We start from the raw sequence: 26138 nt of genomic DNA on the forward strand, positions 1-26138 counted from the left end.
CGGCAAGTGCTCCGCCTTCTGTGAGTTAGTTCAGACAGGGGCGTACCCGGCGATTCGGATGATCGCGTCGACTGTCGCGGTTCTCGTGCCACCGGGCCAGAAGGCTTTGAATTCCTCCGATTTGGTCAACATGCAGCGACGTTGGGTACATGCGGTGAATGCGGCGCGGCTCGCAGTGGGCCGTTATGTCACCAGATACGACGCCCGATTGCGGCACTCGACTTGCAGCTGCCGCAATCTGTCGACCAGACAGAGCTTGCTCAGGCGATCAACCGCCTAATCGATTACTCCGCGCCCAACGCCCAGGTCACGTTCCATCCTGCGCAGAGGAGAGCATTGCAGCGATCCACACGCCGGCCTCCGCTGACAGATCGGTAACCGATCCTTCTTCAGGTTCGTCCAGTGCATCGGACGCGAGCTGTCGGATTGCGTATACCGCGCCCACATATGCACTGAGGGGTGCGCGCGGGTTACCGGGAGAGCGCTCGCGCTCTGACTTCAATGCCTGCGCCATGCCCACCAGCGCCGCTCGGCGTTGTACACGTGCGCGTCGCCCAACAGTGTCCATCTCCACCTGGAATGCCCTCGCCACCACAGGATCTGCATTCAAAGCACTCAAGTAACCGTCGACCACCACTGCGATGGTTCGATGATCCCAGGCGAAGGATGCGGTCGGCAGGACATCACGAATGCGGTTGAGCAATACTTCGATGAACCGACCGTAGGCAGCGAACACGCACGCATCTTTGTCGGGGAAACATTCGTAGAAGGCCGCGGGTGAGACCTTCGCGCGCTTGGCTATCCGACGGACTGCCACGCCCTGATATCCGGACTCCGCCATCAACTCAGTTGTCGCGATCATGAGCCGCTCACGCTGAGCGGAAAGGACCTTGTCCCTACTCAACTCGTGCCTGCCTCGAGGCAGGTCCGCCGGAGCACTGAAGAAGACACCCTCCGTGATTCTCGAAGTCAAGACCACACCTTCCCCTGCCGCAGACACGAACCGATCCAGTGAGAGTAGCCAATGAAGGATGAGGGAAAACGATGAGGGATGACCGGATGCCAGGCACACCGTGCGTACTGACGTGCTCGTTCACGTCAGCGCAACGATTGGTGAAACAGCCAGTTCAGATCTTTGAGGGGAAGGTTCCTAGGTTGACGACATCACCCTGATCGAGTTGATGATGTCAGGCTTAGTGCCGGAATTTTGTCACGCGCATCTGTGAACTCATGCTGAGTGTGGCGATGGAGTCCGGCCACACAGTTACGTCGATCACGCTGGGTTACCTAGCCGCCAGGAGTTCGGAACACATTATGGCGCAACAAATTCAGGATAGAATTGACGCATCCTGAGTGCTGCCTACGTTTGTGTTGCACCGCCACGTGCGTGACGTATGCGCCATTAGCTGGTGGCCTCGGATATTCTCGACGATCCCGAAGGGGGCATTCTGCGTTGGGTCCGATGCAGCACCCTTGATCGAGGTTTACTCCTCGTGAAGTCGAACGAACTTTGATATCGGATTTCCACCTCGCCGCCTGTTCGGCGTCGACTCCACTGCCATCCGATAGTGACACAGGCCACCCCGACACTGTATAAAAGAATCGCACGTAACTTTTATAGCTCGAAAGCCGGAGACCCCATGATCCTTGACCGTGCGATACCGACTCTCGCGACCGCCGCCACACTCGCCGACACGTGCCTCGCCACGTCAGGCGCAGTGCTGTCGTCCAGTTCGTCGGGTTCGTTCGCGCGTGTCGTGGCCTACCCCGAGTCCGCGTCTACGTACAGGACACGGGGTCATCGTGACAGCTCGAGCTCGCAGGACTCCCAGCGCTGGAGATGCAGGGGACCAGCCTTGACCGTCACGCGGACTCAGTAGCGATCGTCAACCCGAGATAGTAAGGACCCCAAGATGAACGACGAAACACATAGCAAAGCACTCAGTCGCCGCCGCATGATGCAGATGGCTGGGGCGGCAGCCGCCGGTATCGGACTGCCATTGGCCACGCATAATTCGGCTGCGGCCGATCTGATTCCCAAAGCATCAACTCCAGGCACCTCGCCCGGCGACGTGTTCTCTGAGAACGCCCTGATGAGTGACGTAGAGACGATGACGTCCTTTGGCTGGCGTCGTCCGGGATCTCCCGCAGTTCGCGACGCGGCGCGATGGGTGCGCGAGTCATTCGAGCAATCCGGGCTCCAGACCCACACCGAGGAATGGGATTTCGATGTGTACTACCCGAGCGTGTGGCACGCGAAGGTAACCAATGCGGCGTCCCCTGCCCCGGCGTTGCCGTGGGAAACGAACTCGTACCCGATCTGGTACACCAGTGCAGGACAGGTCGAGGCCGAGGTTGTCCACGTCGGTGCCGGAACTGCGCGCGACTTCGACCGTGTCGACGTCAGAGGCAAGATCGCAATGGTCGAATCCGTATATCTGATCAATGTGATGAACACCGATGGAATGCTCGATGCATACGAGTCAGCCGTCGCCCACGGCGCCGTCGGCTACATCAGAACTGCCGATGCTCCGAACAATCTGACGCGGCTGACGCACGGAAAAGGTATCGACAAGAACACCTTTCGGCAGAGAACGGAAGCGTCGATCCCAGGGCTTGTCCTGGGATCGGATGACTTCAACGCAATCCGCACCGCTCTCGGTGGCGGACCGGTGACCATGTCGCTCGAGATTCGGACCGAGAATCCCCCCTTCGGTGGAACCCGCTCCGTTACCGGGGGATCGTTGGGCCCTGGAACTCACGAGCTGCGCGCAGTCATGGAAGACGTCGTGGGTGTACTTCCCGGGGTCAGTGACGAAATTGTTCTCATTGGCGCGCATTACGACAGCACCTACGGCGGCGCAATGGATAACGGCACCGGTGTTGCGGGCATGTTGGCGCTGATGCGTCATTACGCAGCGAAAGCCAGGAGCGAGCGTCCGAGAACATTGGTGTTTCTCGCGGCAGGAGGTCACGACTGCGGGGACTTCGACCTCACGCACTTTATGCAAACCCATCTAGAGGACATGCTGCCGCGCGTGATCACGTTCGCATGGCTTGACCACCTCGCCGCCGCGGGCACCATTCGTGTGACCCAGTCCTCGGTCGATATCCCCACCGGGCTGGACGAGATCAGGGGCGTACTCGGCTCTTTCAATCCTGTGTTGCTGAACCTCGTACTTCAGGAGTGCGTTCAGAATGGAGTCGTCCCGCCCATTCCGCTCCCGATCAAGTCATCTCTGGCGCGAGTCCCCGATTTCGTCCCGAGCTTTGACATAACGACAGCGCATTCGCGGTATCACACGATCGAAGACACGATCGACCGGATCCCTCCGGCCTCACTTCGGCAAATGACCCTCGTCCTGAGAGACGTTGTAGACGCGCTGCACACTGTCGATAGTGATCTGATCCGAAACGCTCAACCCGTCGGCGGTGACGGCAACTCGACACCTGTTCGAGGCGCAGTGCGTGGATGTTGCTGAGACGAATCAAGAACCTCGACGGGCTATGACACTGAGCCGACACCGCGCCGTGGATGCAGATCAATCACCCTGTTCGGCAATCTCATCGGCTCAGCTGGACGAAGCCCGTCGCGGCCAGAGCGATTGCGGGCGAGGGTCTCCGGCAATGTCGCGCCCCGTGCCCTGACCGAACTGGAGATCCTCGAAATCATCGGTCGGTTCGTTACCGCGTCGGCGGTGGCCGAAACCGCCGAGTTCGACGGAGTAAAGATCCATGCCGCGCCCGGCTACCTCGTCGTCACCCAGTTCCTGTCGCAGCCGGCCTCGCTGATCGAAGCAACCGTCCCATCTGCCGAGGAATGCCACGTGGTCGTCGTCACACTCTACCGCTGCGGCGAGTAGTCGGTCGGTGCTTCGTTTCCAGGATTGGCGTCCATAGCCTTGAGTCCCAGCGGCAACGTCGACGCGTGCGACCAGAGAGGCTGGTCACTCTCGATGTGAAACCAATTACCCTCTGCTTCAGACAGATTCAACTTCGGCGAGACCTATCGTCTTCACCGGGAACTCTATTCCTTGTTACAGCGTCACCGGCCGGTCGAACCGTCGATCAGTTCGCGGAGGATGTCAGCGTGGCCGGCATGGCGTCCGGTCTCTTCGATCATGTGCACGAGCGCCCAGCGGACACTGGGAGCGGGTCGTTTCGCCCCCGGTCGCGGGATGGGCGCGGCAAGATCTGTGCATCCGTCGAGAACTGCGTTGGCACGCTCGACCGTCTCGCGATAGCGACTGACGACACCGTCCACGCTGTCTTCCGATGACGGCTGAAACGTCGCTTTCCAATCCGTCACGTTTTCTGCGAGAAACATCGATCGTTCGACAAAGATCAAGTGATTGACCAGCCCGAGCAAGGTTGTCCCCGACGGAACAATTGTGGTGCACACCTGAGGTTCCGGAGCACCCTCGACCTTGGCAGCGATCGAATCACGCAAGTAGTCGAGAAACGCGCGTGGCGTATCGACCTCGCTGTTTCCGGCCCGGGGCGGTGGGGCATCACGGCGGCTGCGACGCGACGCTGCCATGGTGGTTCTCCTTCCTCGGTGAAGAACGACATAGAGGCTTCATTCCTGGGTGGGCAGAACCGATCCTTCCGAATTCACTCCGATCCCGCATCAAATTTTGCTGTTGCGGCAAGGGCCGGCTTCATCGCCGGTATCACCGCGCCGAATGCAGGTCGTGCACAAGTTGGGGCCTCCGCAACTTGCCGACCTCGAAAGGCCACCGCCGCAGCGGATAGGCGAGACGAGCCACGAAATAATTGGCGTACTCGGCGACGCCGAAAGCCCACACCGCCACGACTCCCACAGCCGCGCCGGAGTGATCTGGTAGCCAGATGACAACGCCGAGAAGAGCTATCGCCAACAAGAGAACATCGAGGACCCGAAACACGCGGTAGAGCGCTGCGAGGCGGACCGGCATCGGTGCCTGCTCGACCCAGCCTCGCGCAAGCAGCCAGTAGACACCTGCTTGTACGAGTATCACAAGCAGTGGGGCCAGCGCCGACCACAACGCAGCGGAGTCTTTCGGACCTTCGAGCCGAGGCATCACGACGCCGACAGCCACAGCGGCAAATACGGCCGCGGCCGCCAGTTCGCCGAGGCCGAGGCTCAGGTACCTGCGTCGCAAACTCTTTCGCCGTTGATCTACCACGCAAGAAACCCTATCCGCCGATCACTCCGCAGCGGGTGCGCAGCAGCTGCAGGGCTTTGCCTAAGATCGATCGAAAGGCAGTCACGTGTAAAGAGGTTGTGGTGTGTGATGGTGCGATTGGCCATGGTTACGTTCGATGCAACGGATGCCCGATCACTTGCCACCTGGTGGTCGGAGCGATTCGGCGAGGCGAGTACCGATGGTGACGAAGATTTCCTGACGGTGACGGCCCCGGATCTCCCACTCACTCTCGGTTTCCAACGGATCGATCAGGCTCGCAGCCAAAGGAATACGGTTCACCTCGACTTCGACCTCGAACCGCAGGATCCTCCGCGGGACGAGGTCGTCGCGACGTTTGTCGCGGCAGGAGCAGCCCACATCGAGCGCCATGAGTCGGGCGGATCAATTTGGGACGTGTTGGCGGATCCGGCGGGAAACCTTTTCTGCGTGGGTGATCCGCATTAGGGTCTGTCCGACAACCAGTCCGAGATCGAGTCCACTGCTCATTCGGCAAAGCTTGAAAGTGCGTCACCCGCACAGCCGTACATGCATTCGTTCGCATACGGTCGGGTGTGTCCCAGCGGCAACCCAGACTGGAATGTCCGCTGTGTCAAATCTGCCGACAGGGGGGCTGGACGGGTGGGATCGCCTGACTTACTGGGTCTGACGGCCTCGCTGTCGTCGTCGACGCTTATCCTCGCCTTCGTTGCTGGGCTCATGCCGCGACTGGTCGGTGATGAACCGAATCCCGTTGTCGGCATACGAACGAAGGCAACGATCTCGAGCCCCGAGGCGTGGCAATTGGCCCATCGGATTGCGTGGCCCCTTCTACGCCGGACGGTGTGGACAGCCGTAGTGGGACTGTGCATGCAGGTCGCCATCGGTGTCGTGACAGGTTTCGGATCTGTGGTGTCGGCTGTCGCCTCAACAGTCGTGTTTCTAGCGGTGCTCCTTGTCCTGCTCTGTGCAGCGTTGAAGGGCAACGCCGCGGCAAAATCGTTGCGGCGCTGACCACCCGGGCCCGCATTTTTCAGAGGTGCCCTAGTTCTCCGATTTCAGTTCCCGATACGCGGTCGTTCGCGTCGGCGTGGTCCACGGTCCCGCATCGCGAGGATCGCCGCTGCCGTGGACGCGACCGTCTTGTCGTCGTCGCGTGTCAGCCGGGCAAGCGCTTCCCGGGCCGCCGCGCCGGGAATCTCAGCGAGTGCCTGCGTGATTCGCAACCTCGTCGGGGCGTTGTCAGTGCCGTCGAGCCTTGCCTGCACGGCATCGACGACCTCACCGCTTGTCGGTGAGTGCTCCGCGAGAAGACCGAGCACCTCGCCGGCCTCGACGTCGCGTCGCCCGTCGGCGACCATCTCGAGGAGAGCGGGCATCGAGACGGCCTCTCCGCGAGATCCGAGGGTGAGAGCGGCATCAGCGCGGACTATCGCGTCCGAATCATCGAGAGCTCGCTTCAGCGCCCGAGTTGCTTCCTCGGTGTGGATCCCGGAGATGGCCGACGTCGCGCGGCGTCGAACCTCGACGTCCTCCGATTCGAGCCCCTTCGTGAGACCTGCAAGGCCCGCACCTTCGGTCCTCGCCAACGCCCACTGTAACGCTCCGGCCACGTTGGCATCCTTCTCCGACAGGATGGCCTCGACGAGTGCGTCGACGGGCAACGCCGCATTCAGCTCCTGCGACAGGATCGCTTGCTGACGATGAGCAGCGAACTCGGATTCGAGTGCACGCAACAGCGAGACCATGCGCAGGACGTCGTCCCACTCCGAAGGGGCGCTGGCATCGACCCTTTCGAGTTTGGTCAGCAATTCCTCCTCCGCCGCGATCCGTTGCCGAGTGTGTTGCATGAGTTCACCCACCAAATCGGCCGGCGCGAAGTCGGGTTCGTCCAGTGCACGCTTGGCCTCGTTCAGCGAAAGCCCCAACGTCCTCAGGCTCTCGACGTGGAAGAGTCGACGGATGTCGTCGGCGGAGTACTCGCGGTAACCGCCGGACGTGCGGCCCGTCGGCTTCACCAGTCCCAACGTGTCGTAGTGACGCAGCATCCGTGTGCTGACACCACAACGCCGCGACACCTCGCCGATCAACATCCGTCTGCCCTTCCTACGCGTCCGGGCCGATTGCCGCGACGCGCTTCGCCAACTCGTGTGAGAGAGCGAACCCACCGTCGGGGTCGTGCCAGAGTTGCTTTGTAGCATCAGCATGCGCCCGGACACGCGGATTCGGGCTCATACCGGCCGCGTCGAGCACCGGGAGTACAGCCTCGCCGAGCCCGGTCAAAGCACGGCTCAGACTGAGCTGCATCTGCAGTTCACCCCGCCCGAGTTCGGTCGCCAGATCCGCTGCGAGTGCACCCTCGACTCCTGCCGGCACGAGTGCCACTGCGGCGCGCCACGCACTGCGCGCGACCTCGTCGTCCTGGTCGTGCACCAGCGCAGAGACCTCGGGCCACGCGATCGGATCGCCGATCTTGGACAAGGTGTGGAGCGCCTGACTGCGGGCTTGCGAACCATCGGACCCGAGCTCACGGATCAGCCTCGGCACCGTAATTTCGGCCGGCAAGCGGCACAATGCCCAGGTCAGCATGTCGCGGACGAAGAAGTCCGGCTCGACGGCGCACCGATCGATCAGGGCATCCGTCAGCTCAGGGTCCGGGCGCGTGCCGACAGCGAGCGCGGCACGCAGCCGAACCGAGGGATCAGCCGCGGCCAATGCGTCGACGAGGTGAGCATTCTGCCCACCATGGTTGGTTGTGTTCACGACAACCACCTCCTTCGTCGACCATTGGAGTCCTTGTCACTGTGTCAAGGTCAAGCGTCGCTGTCTCCGACACGGGAAATATCGCCTCGGATCACACGCCGGTGGTCGATCCTGGCCGAAAGATCATCAGCACGACGACAACGACCCAGAGCAGATTGAAGATCCCCGTCGCTGTGCCCAGTCGACGGGTGAGCCGCGTTGCGACATCCACAACGGACCCGGTTCCTTCGATCGCCGCCATTGTCAGCCGTTGGGCGGGAAGCACGACCGCGGTGAGTATCACGGCGGCAACGACGGTGAGTGCGATCGAGGTGAGGATCCACAGGTCACCGAGCACTCCGAGATTGACGGCGGTGGCGACACCGAGCATCGGAACGACAACGCCGATCGTGGCATACACCCGAACGATGCGATGCAGCATGCCCGTCGTCGCAACACTGGCGCTGTCCGGATCGGCGAGCGCGGCGCGGCTCGCCACCGGGAACATACTCGCCGCCACCGCGACGGGGCCGATGGCAAGAATGGCCGCAATCACGTGGAGGGACAGCAGGATTCCGGTCATGGGATTTCTCGCGTTTCGGTACGCACAAGCGTATTCACGCAGCGTCCGGGGCGAAGGTGATTACAGGCTCGGCGCCATTGGCCGACCACACCGTTCCACGACGCTCGTAGTCGAAGAGCGCTTCGACCTCGAGACTTATCCGGGGCCCGAGGCATCGTTCCAACAGGTACAGGCCAAGGTCGAGACCGGATGTCACACCGCCGGCGGTGATCAGGTCACCGTCGTCGACGATTCGCGCCTGGATCGGAATAACGCCGCCGGCCGCCAGTGCGTCCACGGCAAGATGGTGCGTCACGGCGCGGCGCCCTTCGAGAAGCCCCGCCATCGCCAGCGCCAAAGATCCTCCACAGACGGTCGCAACAAGAACACCAGGATCGTCAAGTGCACGCCGCATCATGACAGGCAGTTCGGTTTCCGTTGTGGCCGCGAGTCTTTCCGGCAAACTGGTGCCCGGCTGGTCCGCATCGGGTTCAAAGAGACCCGATGCTCCGGGAACGATAATCAGATCCGCGTGTTCGACATCGAGGGTTGCAGTGGCGGTCATAGCGAGTTCACCACTTCCGCTCAGGACGGTCCCAGGCCCCTCCGCACTGACGAGTTCGACACTCAACGCCCCACCGCTGGCGAGACCCCCGGCGTAGAGCACCTCGTACGGACCCACGACATCCATGGGATCGAATCCGTCGAACAACACGATCTGCGCGTGCACTGCAACCTCCGATTTTGTGCGACGCGCTCCTGTGCACGTCGCTGTTCCCACGACAGTAGGAGGAAGTTGACCTCTATGGCGACGGCTGAAAGCCAACCTTCGACGGATTTCAGCCAACCTCACATATTCTGCGAAATACCAGTTGAGAGGATATTTCAAGACACGAGATCACCGAATCTCGCGTGACATACGCTACGTTTCAGACATGCATGACGTTGCAGTTCTCGCGTTGCCCGGGGTGGTGCCGATGGACCTGGCGGCACCCCTCGAAGTCTTCGGACGATGCAGGCTCCCCTCGGGTGCACCGGCGTACCGGACCTCCGTGTGCGCGCTCACCGAGGAGGTGGAGACCGGAACGTTCACGATGCGAGTACCGCACGGACTCTCACGCCTCGCCCAGGCAAGCACGATCATCATCCCGGGCACCGCCGATCTCGACGTGCCGATCGACCCCGAGATCATCGAAGCCCTCAGAACTGCCGCGGATCGCGGCACGCGCATCGCCTCACTGTGCGTCGGCGCATTCACCCTCGCCGACACAGGCCTGCTCGACGGACTTCGCGCGACGACGCACTGGGCGGCTGCGTCGGAGTTGGCCCGCCGGCACCCGGCTATCGACGTCGACGCTGCCGTTCTCTACGTAGACAACGGGCACGTCCTGACTTCCGCCGGCGCCGCGGCCGCACTCGACCTGTGTCTGTACATGGTTCGTCAGGACTACGGGTCCGCGGTCGCCGCCGACACGGCGCGGCTGAGTGTGATGCCGCTCGAACGTGCCGGAGGGCAAGCACAATTCATCGTTCACGAGCCTCCCGTACCCAGCGGAACAACCCTTCGACCACTACTGAACTGGATGGAAGAGAACCTCGGGGAGCAACTCGACATCACGACAATCGCGGCCAAGGCAACGATGAGCACTCGCACGCTCAACCGCCGCTTCCAGGAACAAATCGGTACGACGCCGTTGCAGTGGCTCCATCACGCGCGGCTCCGTCAAGCGCAATTTCTGCTCGAGACCACCGACCACTCCATCGAACGTGTTGCGGGACAAGTCGGATTCAATGCCGTCACCACGTTCCGCGAACGCTTCCGAGACTTGGTCGGCACCAGTCCACAGCGATACCGGACACAGTTTCGAACTTCCCGCTAGCGGGCCGGTCAGCCCTTGACGTTGCCGGCAGCGGTGTTCAGAACTGTGGCGACGTCGTCGAGGATGTACGGGATGGTCAGGACCGTCAGTCCGCCGAACGCGAAGTTCTTGTCGACGCTGAAGTCCTTGGTGGATGCCGTACGCCCATCGACGATCACCGGCTGAGCTGCCACCAGTGGCTCGGCGAGGAACGCGTTCAGAGAGTCCTTCTCGTAGGCCACCACGAACAGCACGTCAGACGCAATCAGCGGCGCCTGCTCGGTGCTCAGCTCGAAGTACACGGCCTCGGGATCCTTGGCGGGATCGGCCTGCTGGATCGTCGGCTCGTTCTTCAGACCCAGCTGCTCGAGGAACTCGACACGCACGTCGGCGTTCTTACTCACCGCGAAGGTGCTCGGACTGTTCGGGAGTCCGATGGTGACGGTCTTACCTTGCAACGCAGGGTTCTTCGCAGCCGTCGCGCTGATCGCGGCGTTGGTCTTGTCGATGAGCGTGCCGGCCTCGGCCTGTTTACCCAGCGCCTGACCAGCGATGGTCACCTGGTCCTGCCACGACGCGGTCCACGGCTCGTCCTGGAAGGAAACCACCGGCGCGATCTTCGACAGTGCGTCGAATTCCTGCTGAGTGAGCCCGGAGTACGGGGCGAAGATGAGATCTGGTTCAGCCCTGGCGAACTGCTCGACAGGTGCTTCGCCCGTTCCGTCACCCGACAACAAGATCGGCTGCTCGCCACCGAGCTTGTCGAGTGCCTCGGCGTCCCACTTCAGAATGCCCTGCGCGTCGGCCCCGTACTGAGGTCCGGAGAAAGTGGGCATCGCGACCGGGACGACACCGAGCGCCAGGAGGGCGTCCTGATTGGACCATCCCCAGGTTGCGACCCGCCTGGGCTCCTCCTTGATCTCGGCCGTGCCGAGGGCCGACGTGATCGTCACCGGGAACGCGGCGTCGACTGCGGATGAAGTCCGGGTGCTGTCTTTGTCGTCGGTGCTGTCTTTGTCGCCGTTGCTGCTGCAGGCCGCCATTCCGGCCGCCAGCCCGCACGCCGCCACGACGGCTACCATCCGGCGGACACGGCTGCCACCACTTCGTCGCTCTGACAGCCCTCGTCCCAAAATTCTCGCCACGCCAGGACCTCCCGGTCGATCGACCTGCTCAGACACCCCGAGCGGGTGACGGCGCCTAACGTAGCACGAAGGTAACCCTATCCTCAGTTGTCGTGCGCTCTACTTTGCCCTCTGTCGTCGCACCATCTCCGCGATCCAGATGGGCGCAAACGGCGAGGTGCAGTTCGGTGGAGTCGGGTAATCCTCGAGCACCCGCAGTCGCTCACCGATCTCGATTGCCCGGGCGCGGTACTCGGCATGTTCGATCCCGATCTGAGCCAGGCAGTGATTCATCGCCCATTGCAGGCGATCAGGAGCATCCTTCATCTCCGCCTCGATGACGTCGAGCGATCCTGAAAGATCAAGTCCCTCAGGCTTCTTCGCTACGCGCTCGGTAGTCAGAGCCCACCCGGCGCTAGCGACCACAGGATCAGGGTCAGCGGTCCAGGCCACCCGCAACTCCTCGGCATGCGGGTTCTTCTTCACCACGTAATTGACGAGCCAGTCCTGCACCTTGGGAGTGCGGGCCTCTCGCAACATGACATCCAACTCGTCACGCTCGAACGCCTTCGGGCGGCAGATCAAAAGGGCCAACAATCGCGCCGCGGTATCGCCCGTCGCCCAAAGCTGTTGTGCGAGTTCCTGCTGAGTCTTCAATCGCTTCGCAACAGCGCGCAGTTTTGTGAGGTTCACACCGTGATCGTCACCGTGTTTCTTGTTCACCGCGCGCGCCTTCGGATCCTCGAGCGCAGCCAGCTCGTCCATCACCGCGGCAACCGTCGTTTCAGCCACGTCGTCCTCCAGTCACTACTTCTGCGATTCACCTACAAGCAAAGCGCGAGAAGGCGAGCGACCCACGTTTGAAACTTCGACCACTGGGTACATGTCTGCTCCTGAGGTGGCGGCACGTCACCATGAAGACAGGACGAACCTTGCATATGCGACGCGCCGCGGGTGCTGAGAACGTGGACGAAACCGCACGCGGAGATGAAGACGGCGGTAAGAGCGTTCTCACTCGGGCCATAACCGGCCCACTCCTTTTCGTGTTCATCCTCGGAGACGTTCTGGGTGCCGGCATCTACGCATTGGTGGGCGTCATCGCCGGTGAAGTTGGTGGAGCCGTCTGGGTACCACTGCTCGTAGCGCTCGTCATGGCATTGCTGACAGCAACGTCGTATGCCGAACTGGTCACCAAATATCCGCGGGCGGGCGGTGCAGCAGTATTCGCCCAACGGGCGTATCGGAAACCACTGATCTCGTTCCTTGTCGGCTTCTCGATGCTGGCGGCCGGCGTAACCAGTGCGGCGGGACTCGCCCTCGCATTCTCGGGCGACTATCTCAAAGCCTTCATCGACGTCCCAACCGTTCCAGCGGCGCTCGTCTTCCTGCTCCTGGTGGGACTTCTCAATGCCAGAGGCATCAAGGAGTCGATGCGCGCCAACGTCGTCATGACAGTCGTGGAGGTCACCGGGCTCGTCCTCGTTGTCGTCCTCGCTTGCATAGTTCTCGGGCGCGGCGACGGAACCCTGAGCCGCGTCGTGGAGTTCGACGACAGCCGATCGCCTGCACTCGCGGTGCTGGCTGCGGCACTCCTCGCGTACTACTCTTTTGTCGGCTTCGAAACGTCCGCGAACGTCGCCGAAGAAGTGAAGACCGTGAGCAAGGTCTACCCACGCGCACTGTTCGGAGCATTACTGACAGCCGGCGCCGCCTATGTCCTTGTCGGCCTGGCTGTCTCGGTGGTCCTGCCCGCCGACGAACTTGCCGCATCCTCCGGGCCACTGCTGGAAGTTGTGTCAGCTGCCGACGTCGGCGTTCCGCCTCGCCTGTTCAGCCTGATCGCGTTGGTCGCCGTCGCCAACGGCGCACTGCTGACAATGATCATGGCGAGCAGGCTGACATACGGGATGGCATCGGAAGGCTTGCTCCCGAGCGTCTTCGCTCGGGTACTGCCGCAGCGACGGACCCCCTGGGTGGCGATTATCGCGACCACAGCAGTTGCCATGGCTCTCTGCGTCACCGGATCGCTGTCAGCCCTGGCGGAGACGGTGGTACTCCTGCTGCTTTTCGTATTCATCAGCACCAACATCGCCGTCCTGGTTCTGCGCCGTGACGCAGTGCAACACAAACACTTCCGAACGCCGATCATCTTCCCGATCCTCGCTCTCGGTACGTGCGTTGCGTTGCTCACCCAGCAGAGCGCTGCGACGTGGTTACGCGCATCATTACTCTTGGCCGTCGGAGTAGTGCTGTACGCCCTCTCCCACCGCCGATCCACGAAGTGAGGTGCGATGTACAGGAGCCGGTGTGATGACCGACAGTTCTGACGCGTCAGATGTAATTCAGCGTCGAGAGCGAAAGATCAACAGGCGAACCCTGACGTACGGCTTGTCAGTCGTTCTGGCTACCGCGGTTTTGGTTATCGCGATCGTGTGGTTGGGCTCCCGGCGGGGCGAATGCTTCGGTACCGACACCTTGCTGTGCTCACAGAAGGATCGCCGACTGGCGGTCTTCGTCCCGAGCCTGATGTTGCTGCTCGGGACCGTGGGCGCGTTCTTGCGAGCCTCCCTGCGATTGCACCGCCTGCGGCGCCTCTACATTCGGCCGTACATGGCGTGGGCCTTGGCGGGCCTCACCCTGACGTATCTGACCGGAGCTTACTTCTTGATCGGGGTTTAGATTCTCTGAATACGTCTGTTCAGCAACCAGATTGAGTCGACAGCCGCAAATCAGAATCGCGGATCGTCGATCGCAGTGAGGACTACTTCCCGCACTGACGTCGAAGACGACAAACTCGAGATCGAGCGCACCGTATCCACAACGTCATGTACCGGGACCAGAGATCCCTCTCCCCTGGCGGCAGCGACGTCTCGGGGCACGTCGAGTCCGTCTTCTGTATTGAGATATCCGAGATGAAGGACAGTCACTGCGAGTCTGTCCTTCCGGTAGCCCTCTCTCAACGCGTCGGCAATGCCGTTGATCGCGAACTTCGATGCACCGAACGCAACCTCCGGCCTACCGCTTCGCGGGAGTCCCGAGGTGGACCCGGTCAAGATGATCCGAGGTCGAGGACGGCCGATCATTCTCGGGATCAGGCGCTTGAGCAGGAGAATTGTGGCCGTGATGTTGGCGTTGATCATTTCGAGCATTTCGACATCGGATTGATCTGTGAACGCATAATCGGAAGTGAAGGCATCCCCTTCCCAAATTCCGACGTTGCAGATCAGGGTATCTACACCACCGACAAGCTCCTGATCGATCGAATTCGCTTCCGTAACAGGATCGGTCAGGTCGGCTTCGATCCACTCGGAGACGTCGAACCCGTCAGGACGCCGACGCGATATGCCGAGAACTTCGTCGCCATCGCTTCTCAGACCCTCGATCAAAGCACGACCAAGACCTCGGCTCGCACCGACAACAACCGCCCTCGCCACAATTACACCCTTCGTCGTCGCTCGAACCGATCCTATCGATCCAGCCGTCGCCGGTAGTTTCGTCGAGAAGCGAGAGACTCAGATTCGCACCGTAGTGCAGCTGGACAACTACGGGCTCGCCAATATTTCAGCCAGGGCACTGGCGAACTCGCGTGCTTGGTCAGAGGTGATGGTGGAGGCGGTCACACGAAGTGCCCGGTGGCACTGACCCGGCGTCGCCGAGAACTGACTTCCGTCCCGCACGAGCCAGCCAGACTCGGCGAGTCGCTCGACAATCGGTTCGGAATCCCGATCCAGCGGAACCCAGACATTGAGTCCGTCGAAAGTGTCAGGAACCTCGATATCATGTTCTGACAGTGCAGATTTCAGAAGGGTTCGGCGGCGCTCGTAGACAGCGCGAGCATTGGCGAGGCCGTCGATCACCGTCGGATCACTCAGCAGTTCAGCACTCAAGCGCTGCTGCAGGTGACTGACCCAGTTGGCGCCCGACCGGAGATGAGTGCTCAGCCGAATGCCGGTGTCGAGGTCCGAGGCGACCACTGCCACGCGCAGGTCGGGCCCGAGAAATTTCGACACGGAACGAACAAGCGCCCACCGCGTCGTGCTCATCGGAGCGAGCCGACAGTACCGATTGCTGGACACGGCAGAGAAGTGATCGTCCTCGATTACCAGAACGTGAGGGAACTCGGCCAGGATGCTTCCGAGAATCGCCGCTCGGTCGGCGCTCATGCTGACCCCGGTGGGGTTGTGCGCACGAGGGGTGCAAATAATCGCGCGCACACCACTTTCGAGAGCACGCAGCAGCCCTTGCGGGGTAATACCCGAAGTGTCGATGTCCATCGGTACCGCTCGGAAGCTGTTGGCTTTGAGCGTTCCGATGCTCGCCAGGAAGCACGGATCCTCGATCGCGACGGCGTCACCTCGGGTCAAATGAGCGGTCAACAGTCGCTCGACCGCGTCAACGGCACCGTTGGTGATGGTGATCGAACACGGCCTTGGAACCTCGTCCTCGATCGAGGAACGTGCCCAGGAATCGAGTAGAGGCTCGGTGGCTGCGGCGCCGTACAACCGGGGCGTGTAAGTGGTCCGGTCCAACGAGGCTCTGAGATCAGGCAGCAATGCCGGATCAGGATTTCCGCTGGCGAGATCCACGCTGCCAGGAAGAGCGATACCGCCTTCTCCTTCCAGGGACGGTATGGCTCGCACGAAGCTGCCGCGCCGGCCCTGTGTCTCCACAACTCCCGCCGCCACGAGCAAGCGATAGGCTCCGGCAACTGTGTTCCGGTGAACCTCGAGATCGTCGGCCAAGGCCCGTATGGGCGGCAACGCATCCCCTGGAGCCAGTACCCCAGCACTGATGAGATTGCGGATGCCCTCGGAAATCTCGCCCGCTGTCCCGCGGACGACATAGAGCCTCACCTGGTCCGCCACAGTGCTGGTCACAGGCTCACTCTATTAGCACATGACAAAACCTCCACGCTGTGACACATTGTCACATGACAAAAAATCTGCGAGGAGACACATGATACTGCCCGGACAATTCCGCCTCTCGGACGACGCGGTCGCCGACTCTCTCCGCGCCGGTGGATTCGGACACCTGGTCACACCGGGCCCCGAGACCCTCGAAGTCACGTCGATGCCACTGCTGTACAACGCCGAAGGAAACGTGTTGGAGGGGCATCTCGCCCGGACGAATCCGCATTGGCGATACACCGGGACATCGGAGTCTCTGGTGATCCTCCCCGGCGCCGACGCCTACGTGAGCCCCGAGTTCTACCCGAGCAAGAGCGTCCACGGGAAGGTTGTCCCGACGTGGAACTACGAAGTTCTCTACGTCTACGGCCAACTGGTTGCGCACGACGACGAGCAGTGGCTGCGTGCTCATGTCACCGCACTGACAGCTCGACATGAATCCGGCCGTGAGAACGAATGGAAGGTCACCGACGCGCCGCCGCAGTTCGTCGATGCGCAGCTGCGAGGGATTGTGGGGATCGAACTGCACGTGGCCCGTGTCTACGGAAAAGCGAAGTTGAACCAAAACCGTTCCCCCGCTGATCGCTCCGGCGTCATCCGGGGTCTGGAGAAGGGCTCATTCTCCGAACGAGAGACCGCCGCAGCGATGGTCGCCGCCGGCCTCGACAACGGTTGACCGTTACGCCGTCGTCGTACGCCTTGTCTAGTCGCACATTCAGGTGAGCGGTTTTCCACCCGTCACGCCGATGACTTCCCCAGTGGTGTAACTGGATTCGCCAGAGGCGAGAAATACATAGGCGGGAGCAAGCTCGGCCGGCTGACCTGCGCGCCCGAGCGGAACGTCGTCCCCGAACGTCTCGAACTTCTCCTTGGGCATCGTCGCCGGAATCAGTGGCGTCCAAATCGCTCCAGGTGCAACGGCATTGACCCTGATTCCCTTCCGTGCGACATCGGCGGCCAGCCCCTTGGTGAAGTCGATGATGCCCGCCTTTGTCGTGGCGTAATCGAGCAGCTCGGGCGACGGGGACGCACCTTGGATGGACGAGGTATTCACGATCGTCGATCCGGGCTCCATCTGCGCGATCGCTGCTTTGGAGAGCCAGAATAGTGCGTAGAGGTTGGTTTTCATCACACGGTCGAATTGTTCGGTGGTGATATCGGCGATGCCGCCCATCTGCACCATCTGAAACGCGGCGTTGTTCACCAAGATGTCGAGTCCGCCGAGTTCACGCACCGCGGTTTCGACCAAAGCAGAACAGTGTTCCTCGCTTCGGAGATCTCCCGGCACCGAGACGGCTTTGCGACCTGCCTCCTCGACCCAGCGAGCGGTTTCCCGAGCGTCCTGTTCTTCCTCGTCGAGATAACTCAGGACAACGTCCGCGCCTTCTCTGGCAAATGCAATCGCGACCGCACGTCCGATGCCCGAATCTGCTCCGGTGACAATCGCACGCCTTCCTTCGAGTCGACCGCTTCCTCGATAGGTGTTTTCACCGTGGTCGGGAGGAGAAATCATGTCTGCGGTGAGACCGGGGTGTGCGATCTCCGCCTGCCGCTCACGCACAGGAGCGGGGAACCGCGTGGTCGGGTCCTGCATTGCGTACTGGTCCGGCATATCGATACTCCTCAGGTGACGCAGTTTCTCGTGGGCTTCTGGATGGATGCACCGCACATGCCTCCTTCCCGCCGAATAGAAATCGAAACCTCGGGGTGGCCGGGATCTCACTCGTCCTGGCGCCGACGATCTCGGTGCGTCGACCCCACTTGTTCGTTGTGGTTACTACGCGGTAGGTCGGGGTAGCCCGCGTAGCGGCGGTGGCTCCGCGACCCGCGGAGCACTCGTCGAGCAGAAGCTGAACATCACGTAAAGCACGCACCGACGAAGGGACGACCCCGATATGAGCAACTCCGAAACCACGTCCGCCTTGATCACCCAGTTACGCATCCTCCTCGGTCTGACGCACACCGAGATCCAGGTCGCCGAAACGCGCGTCGCACAGGCCAGAACCGAGGCTGTTCGACGCGAATTGACGGAAAACGCAGAGAACGGCCGTGAAAGGGCGAGTTCCATAGAGTCCACTGTTCGCGATCTGGGGGGCGTGCCGGAATTGATCGGTCCGTTCATCGGACGCGCGACAGCCGGAGTGAAAGCGATGGTCGAACAGGCTCAGCCCTTCGACGAAGCGGTATTGGGAGACCTTGCGCTCGAACATCAACTCCTCGACCGCTCCCGCTACCTCAAGGCCCTGGCCACTGCCGGCGGCGATCAGACCGTCGCGGTGTTGGCCGACCGCCTCATCGCTGCACACTCCGCGACCGTGGACTGGCTCACGACTGTCTTGGCCGAAGAGGCGCTCGGTGGACCGGCAGCTTTGCGCCGCACACCGATGCAAGCTGCCACCGGCGCGGCGATACGGCTGGTCAACGTTCCGGTCTCCTGGTCCACCCGCAGTCTCGACCGTGCCATCGACGCTGTTCGCACCTCACCGCCGGTACTGGGTGAGCTGATCAGCTGGGGCGCATATGCCGGTGACGTGACTGTGAAAACACTCTCGGCCAGTAGGGATGCGGCCATCGCCACGGCTGAGAAGGTCACTCGCCGAGAAGGTGCTGACGGTGCCGCCGACGTCTTCCGTTCGGTACGGAAGTCGAGTGGGCTACTCGACCCCACTGAACTTCCCATCGAAGACTTCGACGAACTCAACGTCACCCAAGCCGTCTCCGCCGTGAAGGAACTGACCGACGCCGCACAGGTGCGGGACATCGTTGCGTACGAGGAAGCGCACAAGAACCGACACGGCGTCGTATCCGCTGCCCAGGCAAGACTCGCAGCGATCGCCCAGGAAGTCGTCGGAATCAACTAGAGCGTTCAATCGACATATCGAGAGTCCGACTCTCGGAACCGCGAGCACTGGACCTCGTGAAAGCGGGATTCGCGGCCAGGGCACCCGAGACCGTCAAGAAGATGACAGCGGCTCTCGAAGCCCTCTGATCAGTTCGACGCGCGCGGAATCGAGAATTTCCTCGGAGAGCGGGGAACCCTTGGTAGCTCGCGAAAGAACCAGTGCACCGAGCATGGTGGAGAGCCGGAGGAGACCGACAGCTTCGTCGTCGGCAAGAGCTGCGGCAAAATCCCCCACTCCCTCCGTGTAAACCCGACGGGCCTCGCTGTCTGCAGGCTCGCGCGCCATGTCGGCGGCGAGCGCAGCAGCGGGGCATCCGTCTGCCGGGTTGTCGCGATGCGCCACCGAGAGATAGGTATCGATCAAAGCTTTTCGGGCGGAGTCACGTTGCCCTACATACTCTTCGAGTCCCGCAGAGTGCAGCTGAGCCAGTTCCTTGAAGGCGTGGGTGGTCGCTTCGTCGATGAGAGCGTCCTTGGACGCGAACTGCTTGTAGAAGCCACCGTGGGTCAGCCCCGACGCCTTCATCAGGTCGGCGACGCTGAGGTGAGTGCCCTTCTCTCGGAACAGTCGGGCTGCGGTTTCCACGACGCGCCGACGGTTCTCTTCCGCTTGTTGCTGCGATACGCGGCCCATCACAACGCCTTCCAGTTTGGATTTCACTTGACATCTATCCTAGCTGATAATTAGATTTGATTCATAATCTAAATGTCACGAGCAATCACAACTCTGGGAGAATCATGGACCTGAACAAGACGGTTGCGGTCGTCACAGGAGCCAATCGCGGGCTCGGACGCCATCTGGCTGCGGGACTCGTCGAGCGCGGCGCAAAGGTGTACGCGGCTGCGCGCAATCCGGAATCTGTCGATCTACCCGGTGTCATCCCCCTGAGGTTGGACGTGACGGACGCCGAATCGATAACCGCCGCCGCGCAAATCGCATCGGATGTGACCTTGCTGGTCAACAACGCAGGCATCTCTACCTCGGCGCCCTTGATCGGGGGCGACATCGATGACATTCGACGAGAGATGGACGTCAACTTCTACGGCCCGCTCGCCGTGACCCGGGCGTTTGCTCCTGTCATCGAAAACAACGACGGCGGAACAATACTCAATGTTCTGTCGGTGCTGTCCTGGTTCCATCCAGCCGCGCTCGGGTCTTACGCGTCGTCGAAAGCAGCGGCCTGGGCGATGACCGACGCCGTTCGAGAAGAACTTGCGCCGCGCAAAATCTCCGTATCGGCACTGCATGTCGCATACATGGATACCGACATGGCCGCTGGCGTACCCGCCGAACAGAAGATCGATCCTGCCGACGTCGCCGCGCAAGCACTGGACGGTATCGAAAGCGGGCTCGCCGAGATCCTCGCTGACGACACCACCCGGTACGTCAAGGGGAGTCTGTCCTCGTCGAACTCCGAGTAAGCAAGGGACTGCAGACTAGTGACGCTTACCCCACCGTTTTGAGGCTGGCCAATCTGCTCAGGATCGGTGCCCGCCAAGCTGCGAGGTCTTCCGGACCGTTCTCTTCCCACAACTCGTACAACTCCGAAGTGTCACTGTCGGAAACTGCACGCTCGAGTGCGGCGAGGACCCAACTCTTCTGCTCCGGGCTCAAGGTGCTGACGTACCCGGCGGCGTCAATTCCATCCAGCTGCACAGGCTTCGGCGCAACGCCGTGCGCAACCGCAAGAATCTCGGCGACGGCAATTGCTGTTTGAGCATCATCGGCATCGAGATAACCGCCATCGGGGTGGCTAGCGTAATCGTCGATGTCGTAGTCACCCGCCTGTACTGCGCTGAGCAGGTCGCCCGCTACGTCGTTGTCGAAAGGTCCTGAACCCCAAGTCCCCATGCTGTCTCTCCGATCCGTACCCGGCGCACCTGTCGTAAAGATATTAGTGAATCACAGGCTTCGGCCAGGACCCTCGGGCTGGAAGTACTGCGTTCGCCGGAAATCGACATCAGCGCAACGGCACGCGAAGGATGCGGTCATCACCGGGGTTGGGGTCGCCGCGTCCGTCGGTGTTGTTCGTCAGTATCCACAGCGACCCGTCCGGTGCGACTACAACATCACGGAGGCGCCCGTATTCGTCGACGAATTGCTCGTCGGCGGTCGCGGGATCGGTCAAGGGCACCGTGCGGAGTCGCTCACCACGAAGATTGGCGATGTAGATCGTGCCGTCGTGGATGGCGATTCCGCTGGGACTGGCATCGTCAGGTGACCATTGTTGGAGCGGGTCGATGAATCCGTCTTCACCCGCAATCCCTTCGACCTCGGGCCACCCGTAGTTTCCGCCTGCTTCGATCTTGTTGAGCTCGTCCCAGGTGTCCTGCCCGAACTCGCTGGCGTACATCGTGCCGTCCTCGGTCCAGGCAATGCCCTGGGAGTTGCGGTGGCCGTAGCTGTAGACAAACGAGTTCGGAAATGGATTATCTAGCGGCACATCGCCATCCGGAGTCATTCGAAGGATTTTCCCGGACATCGAGTCGAGGTCCTGAGCTCTGTCTCGACTACCGGCATCACCGACAGTGGCGTACAGCATCCCGTCCGGGCCGAACGCGATGCGACCACCGTTGTGGTAGTTGGCCGAAGCGAGCCCGTCGAGAATCGTCTCGGCCGGCCCGAGCGCGAATTCCCCCGGAGCACCGATGATGTCGAAGCGTTCGATCCGGTTCTCCCCGTTCGCGGTGAAGTACGCGTACAGGCGGTTTTCACGTGCTGCGATCCCTAGTAAACCGCCCTCACCCCTGGGGCTGACGCCGGCGACGACACCCACCTCGCGGCTGTTTCCGCCGGCGTCGAGTTCGAGGATTCGCGCGCTGTCGCGCTCACTGACAAGTGGTGTATCGCCGTGGAATTCGATCGACCAGGGCGCGTCCAAGCCGTCGGCGACGGTCTCGGGTTCACCGAAGGCCGCGGCGGGCGCCGATCGTGTTGTCGTGCTTGCCTGCGGACCGGGCCCTTCAGGATCCTCGCTACCGCAGGCCGTCAGGAAGGCCGAAAGGAGCACGGCGGCGCCAAGCCCTCGGATCTGTCGTCGTGTCATGGGCGCGCCTCCCGGGTTCAGGCAGTCTTTGCGCCGACGGTAGCGCGCAATCGGCCACACCGGGAGTCCCTTCGAGTACCCCCAACGACCGGGACTCCCTCGCAGGCGACAGGCGTGATGCCCTGGACGGGTGCGCCACGACATGCGCGTCGTCAACAGAAAGAGAACTGACCACCTCATGATTTCCGCCCCGACCGTCGAAGAAACCGGCCGCCTGCCGCTCGTGATCTACGTGCTGGCCGTCGGAGTTTTCTTGATGGGTACAACCGAATTCGTCGTCGCCGGCATTCTTCCCGAGATCGCGGGTGACCTCGGTACGTCGATAGCGAACGTCGGCCTGATGATCACCGTCTTCGCGATCGGAATGATCGTCGGCACGCCGGCGATGGCGATCTTGACACTCAGGGTTCCTCGACGCGTGACCTTGAGCTCGGCGCTGGTTGTTTTCGCGATCGGACACGTCATCGTCGCGCTCTCGTCCAACTTCGGACTCATTCTCGGCGCCCGCTTCCTCACAGCCGTGGCGACGGGCGCATTCTGGGCAGTCGCCGCAGTGGTCGGAGCAAAAGCGGCCGGCCCGGCGTCTTCCTCGCGCGCGCTCGGCATCGTCTTGGGCGGAGGCATGCTCGCGAACGTCATCGGTGTTCCGCTCGGCGCTCTGGCCGGTCAGACCGTCGGGTGGCGTGGTCCTTTCTGGGCCCTCGCCGCCCTCGCACTCGTTGCCGCGGCCGTCGTCCACCGATTGGTACCCGCCGACACCGACTCCGGTGCGGTGCCGTCCTGGCGAGCGGAGATCGCGAGTCTACGGGACGGACGCATCTGGCTCGTTCTGTCCGGTTGCGCCGTCGTGTGCGGGTCGTCGCTGGCGGCGTACAGCTTCATCTCTCCGCTGTTGACCGAGAACACGGGACTTGCTGCGTCGGCAGTGCCGCTAGTGCTTGTCGGCTACGGACTCGGTGCGTTCGTCGGCTCCAATCTCGGCGGTCGACTCGGTGCGAAGCATCAGTACGGGGTCTTGTTCGTCTCGGCAGCGATGACGTTTCTCGTACTCGGGGCGCTCTGCCTCTTCTCGCACAACGTGATCGTGACGGTGATTCTCGTAGTCATGCTGGGACTGTTCGGCATGTCGACCAATCCCATCCTGATCGGGATGGCTGTGCGTTATGCCGATCAGGCGCCGACGATGGCTTCTGCCCTCAGCACCTCGTCATTCAATCTGGGCACGGCGGTCGGCTCCTGGATCGCCGGGTTCGCGTTCGCCTCGAGTCTCGGTGCCACTGGGCCGGTGTTGGTAGGCACCGGCGTTGCCGCTCTCTACTTTCTGCCGCTGATGATCCTGTTGCGCAATGAACGCACGAAGCGCACCGCCGTCGAAGTCGTCAACTGACGACCCGATCAACCGTCGCGCAGTTCGTCAGCCGTCCGTCAGCGACCGCTCCGACACGTGAGGCGCAGAGTCCGCATCCTCACTGGCTGCCAACGAGGCGAGTAGCTGCATCCGTTCCGCGGACGGCGATCCCGGCTCCGCGGTGTAGATCGTGAGTGTCAACCCTGGCTCGGCGGCCATCTCCAAACCTTCGAAGGCAAGCGTCAGCTCGCCCACGGCGGAGTGGTGAAAAGTCTTGAATCCGGTGCCGTGATGGCGGACGTCGTGCGCGCCCCACCGACGCCGGAATTCCTCACTCCGAGTGCTGAGTTCACCGATCAGATCGTGCAATTCCTTGTTGTGAGGATCTCGCCCAGCCTCGGTTCGCAGAATCGAGACGGTCACCTCGGCAAACTCGTTCCAGTCCGGATAAAACTCGAAAGCCCTATCGTCGAGGAACGTGAAGCGCGCGATGTTCGGGGGCTGCCCCGGCATGTCGTACAGGTCCTTGTAAAACGCACGCGCGAGTGGGTTGACAGCAAGAAGATCCATGCGACCGTTCCGCACGAAAGCGGGTCCCGCGGTGACTGCATCGAGCGCCCACTGCAGGCTCTGATGGGGCTTCCAGCCCTTCGCATTTCGCCGACGCGGGGGCCTGGCTACCGGGCTTGCCGCGTGCGCGAGATCAAAAAGGTGGGCGCGCTCGGCGCCGTCGAGTCGTAAGGCCTTCGCGATACTGTCGAGTACACCCGGCGATGCGCCGCTGATCGCTCCGCGCTCGAGCCTCGTGTAGTACTCGACGCTCACGCCGGCGAGGGTTGCCACTTCACTTCGACGTAGACCTTCCACGCGGCGGTTCGATCCGGCCGGAAGTCCAACTTGTTCGGGCGTGACTCGGGCGCGCCGCGAGGTCAGGAATTCGCGTACTTGCGCTCGATCGTCCATGCCATCGAGCGTAAGTCAGTGACCGGTAGCGAGGGAGTCCCTCGCAGTACCACTATCGCGCGGGACTCCCGCACGCCGCCGAATCGTGATCAGGTTGAAGTGACACGAGAAAACCGATGGTGAGGAGCCACGTCATGCGCGCTGTCGTCATGCATGCCCCCGGCGACGTCCGGGTCGAAGAGATCGAAGCGCCGGTGATCGTCGAACCGACCGACGCGATCATTCGCGTTACAGCCACCTGCGTCTGCGGTTCCGACCTCTGGCCGTACCGCGGCATCGAAGAGCTGAATGGCCCGACGCCGATGGGACACGAATACGTGGGCGTCGTCGAACAGGTCGGCCCCGACGTCAACGACATCGAAGTTGGGGACTTCGTCGTGGGCTCGTTCGTCGCGTCGGACAACACCTGCGAAATCTGCGAGGCCGGCTTTCAGTCTCGCTGTATCCACCAGGTCATGATGGGCTCGGTCGGCACCCAATCCGAATACGCTCGCATCCCGCTCGCGGACGGCACCCTCGTCCCTGTCCACGGAGAGCCGACCGAGCGGCAGGCCCGCAGCCTCCTTGCAGCCTCCGACGTACTCGGCACCGGTTGGTTCGCCGCCGTAGCTGCGGAAGCCGGACCTGGCAAAACGGTCGCCGTCGTCGGCGACGGCGCAGTCGGACTTTTGGCGATCCTCGCTGCCAGACAACTCGGCGCCGAGCGGCTCATTGCCATGTCACGTCACGCCGACCGGCAGGCACTCGCCACACAATTCGGCGCCACCGACATCGTCGAAGAGCGGGGCGACGCGGGCATCGCGAAGATCAAGGAACTCACCGGCGGCTACGGCGCCCACTCGACCGTCGAAGCCGTAGGCACCCAAGAATCGATGATGCAGGCTATCGGAGCTACCCGCCCCGGCGGACATGTCGGCTACGTCGGGGTATCCCACGGCGTCGAACTCGACGGCATGAACCTGTTCTTCGCGACGGTGAGCCTGCTCGGCGGTCCCGCGCCGGTCAGGCGATTCCTACCCGAACTGATCGAGCTCATCATGACCGACCAGATCGACCCAGGCATCGTCTTCGACCTCACTCTCCCGTTGGAGGACGCCGCCGCAGGCTACCGGGCGATGGACGAGCGGCGCGCCACCAAAGTGCTACTCACCCTCTGACCGATACCAAAGGCTCACGAGACAGAACTGGGCTCTACACGCCGGTCGAGGAACGTCTCGGCTACCAACGAGAGGCGCTCTTGGTCTACCGATCAGCATGTTCACTGATCACACCGAATGCGTATGACGCCGAAGGTGAGGACGGGCACTTCGATTGGTGCGCAGCTGCTTTGACCCAAGAGGATGCTTCGCGACTGATATGCGCCCCCACCAGCGGAAACCGATTGTACGAGTGAATGTTTCAATGAGAGCGACTCGGCGCTACTTTGTAGCAACGGCACTCGTCTCTACCTACGGTTGCGTACTGAATTCCTTGTGGGGCAGGCTTTCTTGTGTACTGCTGACGAGCCGTATCTGCTGAC

The 26138-nt window shown here is 62.0% G+C and carries 28 protein-coding genes; 12 read left to right on the forward strand and 16 right to left on the reverse strand.

Features of this window, described 5'->3' with window-relative positions:
- Window positions 1–307 precede the first annotated feature (307 nt).
- Window positions 308–973 carry a TetR/AcrR family transcriptional regulator gene (locus ASU23_RS18500; protein ID WP_054782007.1) on the reverse strand — a complete coding sequence of 222 codons (666 nt, stop codon included), beginning with the start codon at window positions 971–973 and terminating at the stop codon, window positions 308–310.
- Window positions 974–1913: 940 nt separating this feature from the next.
- Between ASU23_RS18500 and ASU23_RS18505 the strand changes: the two genes are divergently transcribed.
- Together ASU23_RS18505 and ASU23_RS18510 are read left to right on the forward strand one after the other, a co-directional pair.
- Complete coding sequence (locus ASU23_RS18505) at window positions 1914–3482, forward strand: M28 family peptidase (protein WP_058038443.1); 1569 nt, start codon at window positions 1914–1916, stop codon at window positions 3480–3482.
- A 123-nt stretch (window positions 3483–3605) separates the two neighbouring features.
- Window positions 3606–3863, forward strand: coding sequence for a hypothetical protein (locus ASU23_RS18510; protein WP_058038444.1), 258 nt, complete (start codon window positions 3606–3608; stop codon window positions 3861–3863).
- A gap of 182 nt (window positions 3864–4045) precedes the next feature.
- Here ASU23_RS18510 and ASU23_RS18515 read toward each other — a convergent pair whose 3' ends face one another.
- Window positions 4046–4540, reverse strand: coding sequence for a DinB family protein (locus tag ASU23_RS18515; protein ID WP_058038445.1), 495 nt, complete (start codon window positions 4538–4540; stop codon window positions 4046–4048).
- Window positions 4541–4673: 133 nt separating this feature from the next.
- Entirely contained in the window at window positions 4674–5168 is a 495-nt protein-coding gene (locus ASU23_RS18520) for a hypothetical protein (protein WP_058038446.1), read from the reverse strand.
- Between the two features lie 123 nt (window positions 5169–5291).
- Between ASU23_RS18520 and ASU23_RS18525 the strand changes: the two genes are divergently transcribed.
- Window positions 5292–5633 carry a VOC family protein gene (locus tag ASU23_RS18525; RefSeq protein ID WP_198402560.1) on the forward strand — a complete coding sequence of 114 codons (342 nt, stop codon included), beginning with the start codon at window positions 5292–5294 and terminating at the stop codon, window positions 5631–5633.
- 174 nt (window positions 5634–5807) lie between these two features.
- Window positions 5808–6179, forward strand: coding sequence for an SdpI family protein (locus ASU23_RS33470; RefSeq protein ID WP_172827069.1), 372 nt, complete (start codon window positions 5808–5810; stop codon window positions 6177–6179).
- 44 nt (window positions 6180–6223) lie between these two features.
- Here ASU23_RS33470 and ASU23_RS18535 read toward each other — a convergent pair whose 3' ends face one another.
- The 4 genes from ASU23_RS18535 to ASU23_RS18550 form a co-directional block, all read right to left on the reverse strand.
- A complete protein-coding gene (locus tag ASU23_RS18535) occupies window positions 6224–7258 on the reverse strand; it encodes a HEAT repeat domain-containing protein (protein ID WP_058038448.1) in 1035 nt (344 codons plus the stop codon).
- 13 nt (window positions 7259–7271) lie between these two features.
- Entirely contained in the window at window positions 7272–7937 is a 666-nt protein-coding gene (locus ASU23_RS18540; protein ID WP_172827070.1) for a HEAT repeat domain-containing protein, read from the reverse strand.
- 82 nt (window positions 7938–8019) lie between these two features.
- Window positions 8020–8490 carry a DUF2269 family protein gene (locus ASU23_RS18545; protein WP_003943264.1) on the reverse strand — a complete coding sequence of 157 codons (471 nt, stop codon included), beginning with the start codon at window positions 8488–8490 and terminating at the stop codon, window positions 8020–8022.
- Between the two features lie 34 nt (window positions 8491–8524).
- The gene (locus tag ASU23_RS18550) at window positions 8525–9199 is read right to left on the reverse strand and encodes a DJ-1/PfpI family protein (RefSeq protein ID WP_058038449.1); all 675 of its coding nucleotides are present in this window, start codon (window positions 9197–9199) and stop codon (window positions 8525–8527) included.
- Between the two features lie 205 nt (window positions 9200–9404).
- Here ASU23_RS18550 and ASU23_RS18555 point away from each other — a divergent pair, with 205 nt between their 5' ends.
- Window positions 9405–10349, forward strand: coding sequence for a GlxA family transcriptional regulator (locus ASU23_RS18555; protein ID WP_047889416.1), 945 nt, complete (start codon window positions 9405–9407; stop codon window positions 10347–10349).
- A gap of 8 nt (window positions 10350–10357) precedes the next feature.
- Here ASU23_RS18555 and ASU23_RS18560 read toward each other — a convergent pair whose 3' ends face one another.
- Window positions 10358–11410 (reverse strand): ABC transporter substrate-binding protein, encoded by a 1053-nt coding sequence (locus ASU23_RS18560; protein WP_058038450.1) that lies wholly within the window; start codon window positions 11408–11410, stop codon window positions 10358–10360.
- Window positions 11411–11572: 162 nt separating this feature from the next.
- Window positions 11573–12244, reverse strand: coding sequence for a DNA alkylation repair protein (locus ASU23_RS18565; RefSeq protein ID WP_253741393.1), 672 nt, complete (start codon window positions 12242–12244; stop codon window positions 11573–11575).
- A 146-nt stretch (window positions 12245–12390) separates the two neighbouring features.
- Between ASU23_RS18565 and ASU23_RS18570 the strand changes: the two genes are divergently transcribed.
- Window positions 12391–13737 carry an APC family permease gene (locus ASU23_RS18570; RefSeq protein ID WP_172827074.1) on the forward strand — a complete coding sequence of 449 codons (1347 nt, stop codon included), beginning with the start codon at window positions 12391–12393 and terminating at the stop codon, window positions 13735–13737.
- A 25-nt stretch (window positions 13738–13762) separates the two neighbouring features.
- Window positions 13763–14131: a hypothetical protein gene (locus tag ASU23_RS18575; protein WP_058038451.1), complete on the forward strand. Its 369-nt coding sequence runs from the start codon at window positions 13763–13765 to the stop codon at window positions 14129–14131.
- Window positions 14132–14181: 50 nt separating this feature from the next.
- On the opposite strand, the gene ASU23_RS18580 is transcribed toward ASU23_RS18575, so the two are convergent.
- Together ASU23_RS18580 and ASU23_RS18585 are read right to left on the reverse strand one after the other, a co-directional pair.
- A complete protein-coding gene (locus ASU23_RS18580; RefSeq protein ID WP_058038452.1) occupies window positions 14182–14886 on the reverse strand; it encodes an SDR family oxidoreductase in 705 nt (234 codons plus the stop codon).
- A gap of 108 nt (window positions 14887–14994) precedes the next feature.
- A complete protein-coding gene (locus ASU23_RS18585; RefSeq protein WP_231915169.1) occupies window positions 14995–16329 on the reverse strand; it encodes an aminotransferase class I/II-fold pyridoxal phosphate-dependent enzyme in 1335 nt (444 codons plus the stop codon).
- Window positions 16330–16408: 79 nt separating this feature from the next.
- On the opposite strand from ASU23_RS18585, the gene ASU23_RS18590 reads away from it, so the two are divergent.
- Window positions 16409–17035, forward strand: coding sequence for an FMN-binding negative transcriptional regulator (locus tag ASU23_RS18590; RefSeq protein ID WP_047889521.1), 627 nt, complete (start codon window positions 16409–16411; stop codon window positions 17033–17035).
- A 39-nt stretch (window positions 17036–17074) separates the two neighbouring features.
- On the opposite strand, the gene ASU23_RS18595 is transcribed toward ASU23_RS18590, so the two are convergent.
- A complete protein-coding gene (locus ASU23_RS18595) occupies window positions 17075–17971 on the reverse strand; it encodes an SDR family oxidoreductase (RefSeq protein ID WP_058038453.1) in 897 nt (298 codons plus the stop codon).
- Window positions 17972–18254: 283 nt separating this feature from the next.
- Here ASU23_RS18595 and ASU23_RS18600 point away from each other — a divergent pair, with 283 nt between their 5' ends.
- A complete protein-coding gene (locus ASU23_RS18600) occupies window positions 18255–19220 on the forward strand; it encodes a hypothetical protein (RefSeq protein WP_058038454.1) in 966 nt (321 codons plus the stop codon).
- Window positions 19221–19313: 93 nt separating this feature from the next.
- Here the strand turns inward: ASU23_RS18600 and ASU23_RS18605 are convergent, their stop codons facing one another.
- Window positions 19314–19922 carry a TetR/AcrR family transcriptional regulator gene (locus ASU23_RS18605; protein ID WP_216637130.1) on the reverse strand — a complete coding sequence of 203 codons (609 nt, stop codon included), beginning with the start codon at window positions 19920–19922 and terminating at the stop codon, window positions 19314–19316.
- Between the two features lie 77 nt (window positions 19923–19999).
- Between ASU23_RS18605 and ASU23_RS18610 the strand changes: the two genes are divergently transcribed.
- On the forward strand, window positions 20000–20683 hold the full coding sequence (locus tag ASU23_RS18610) for an SDR family oxidoreductase (RefSeq protein WP_058038455.1): 684 nt from the start codon (window positions 20000–20002) through the stop codon (window positions 20681–20683).
- A gap of 25 nt (window positions 20684–20708) precedes the next feature.
- On the opposite strand, the gene ASU23_RS18615 is transcribed toward ASU23_RS18610, so the two are convergent.
- Window positions 20709–21113, reverse strand: coding sequence for a DUF4259 domain-containing protein (locus tag ASU23_RS18615; RefSeq protein WP_042448139.1), 405 nt, complete (start codon window positions 21111–21113; stop codon window positions 20709–20711).
- Window positions 21114–21222: 109 nt separating this feature from the next.
- Window positions 21223–22308 carry a sorbosone dehydrogenase family protein gene (locus ASU23_RS18620; RefSeq protein WP_058038456.1) on the reverse strand — a complete coding sequence of 362 codons (1086 nt, stop codon included), beginning with the start codon at window positions 22306–22308 and terminating at the stop codon, window positions 21223–21225.
- Between the two features lie 178 nt (window positions 22309–22486).
- On the opposite strand from ASU23_RS18620, the gene ASU23_RS18625 reads away from it, so the two are divergent.
- Window positions 22487–23695, forward strand: coding sequence for an MFS transporter (locus tag ASU23_RS18625; protein ID WP_058038495.1), 1209 nt, complete (start codon window positions 22487–22489; stop codon window positions 23693–23695).
- Window positions 23696–23722: 27 nt separating this feature from the next.
- Here ASU23_RS18625 and ASU23_RS18630 read toward each other — a convergent pair whose 3' ends face one another.
- A complete protein-coding gene (locus ASU23_RS18630; protein WP_058038457.1) occupies window positions 23723–24619 on the reverse strand; it encodes a helix-turn-helix transcriptional regulator in 897 nt (298 codons plus the stop codon).
- A 134-nt stretch (window positions 24620–24753) separates the two neighbouring features.
- Between ASU23_RS18630 and ASU23_RS18635 the strand changes: the two genes are divergently transcribed.
- On the forward strand, window positions 24754–25776 hold the full coding sequence (locus ASU23_RS18635) for a zinc-dependent alcohol dehydrogenase family protein (protein WP_058038458.1): 1023 nt from the start codon (window positions 24754–24756) through the stop codon (window positions 25774–25776).
- The last annotated feature ends 362 nt before the right edge of the window (window positions 25777–26138 follow it).

This window comes from Rhodococcus sp. KB6, assembly GCF_001445685.1.
GTDB classification, from domain to species: domain Bacteria; phylum Actinomycetota; class Actinomycetes; order Mycobacteriales; family Mycobacteriaceae; genus Rhodococcus_F; species Rhodococcus_F qingshengii.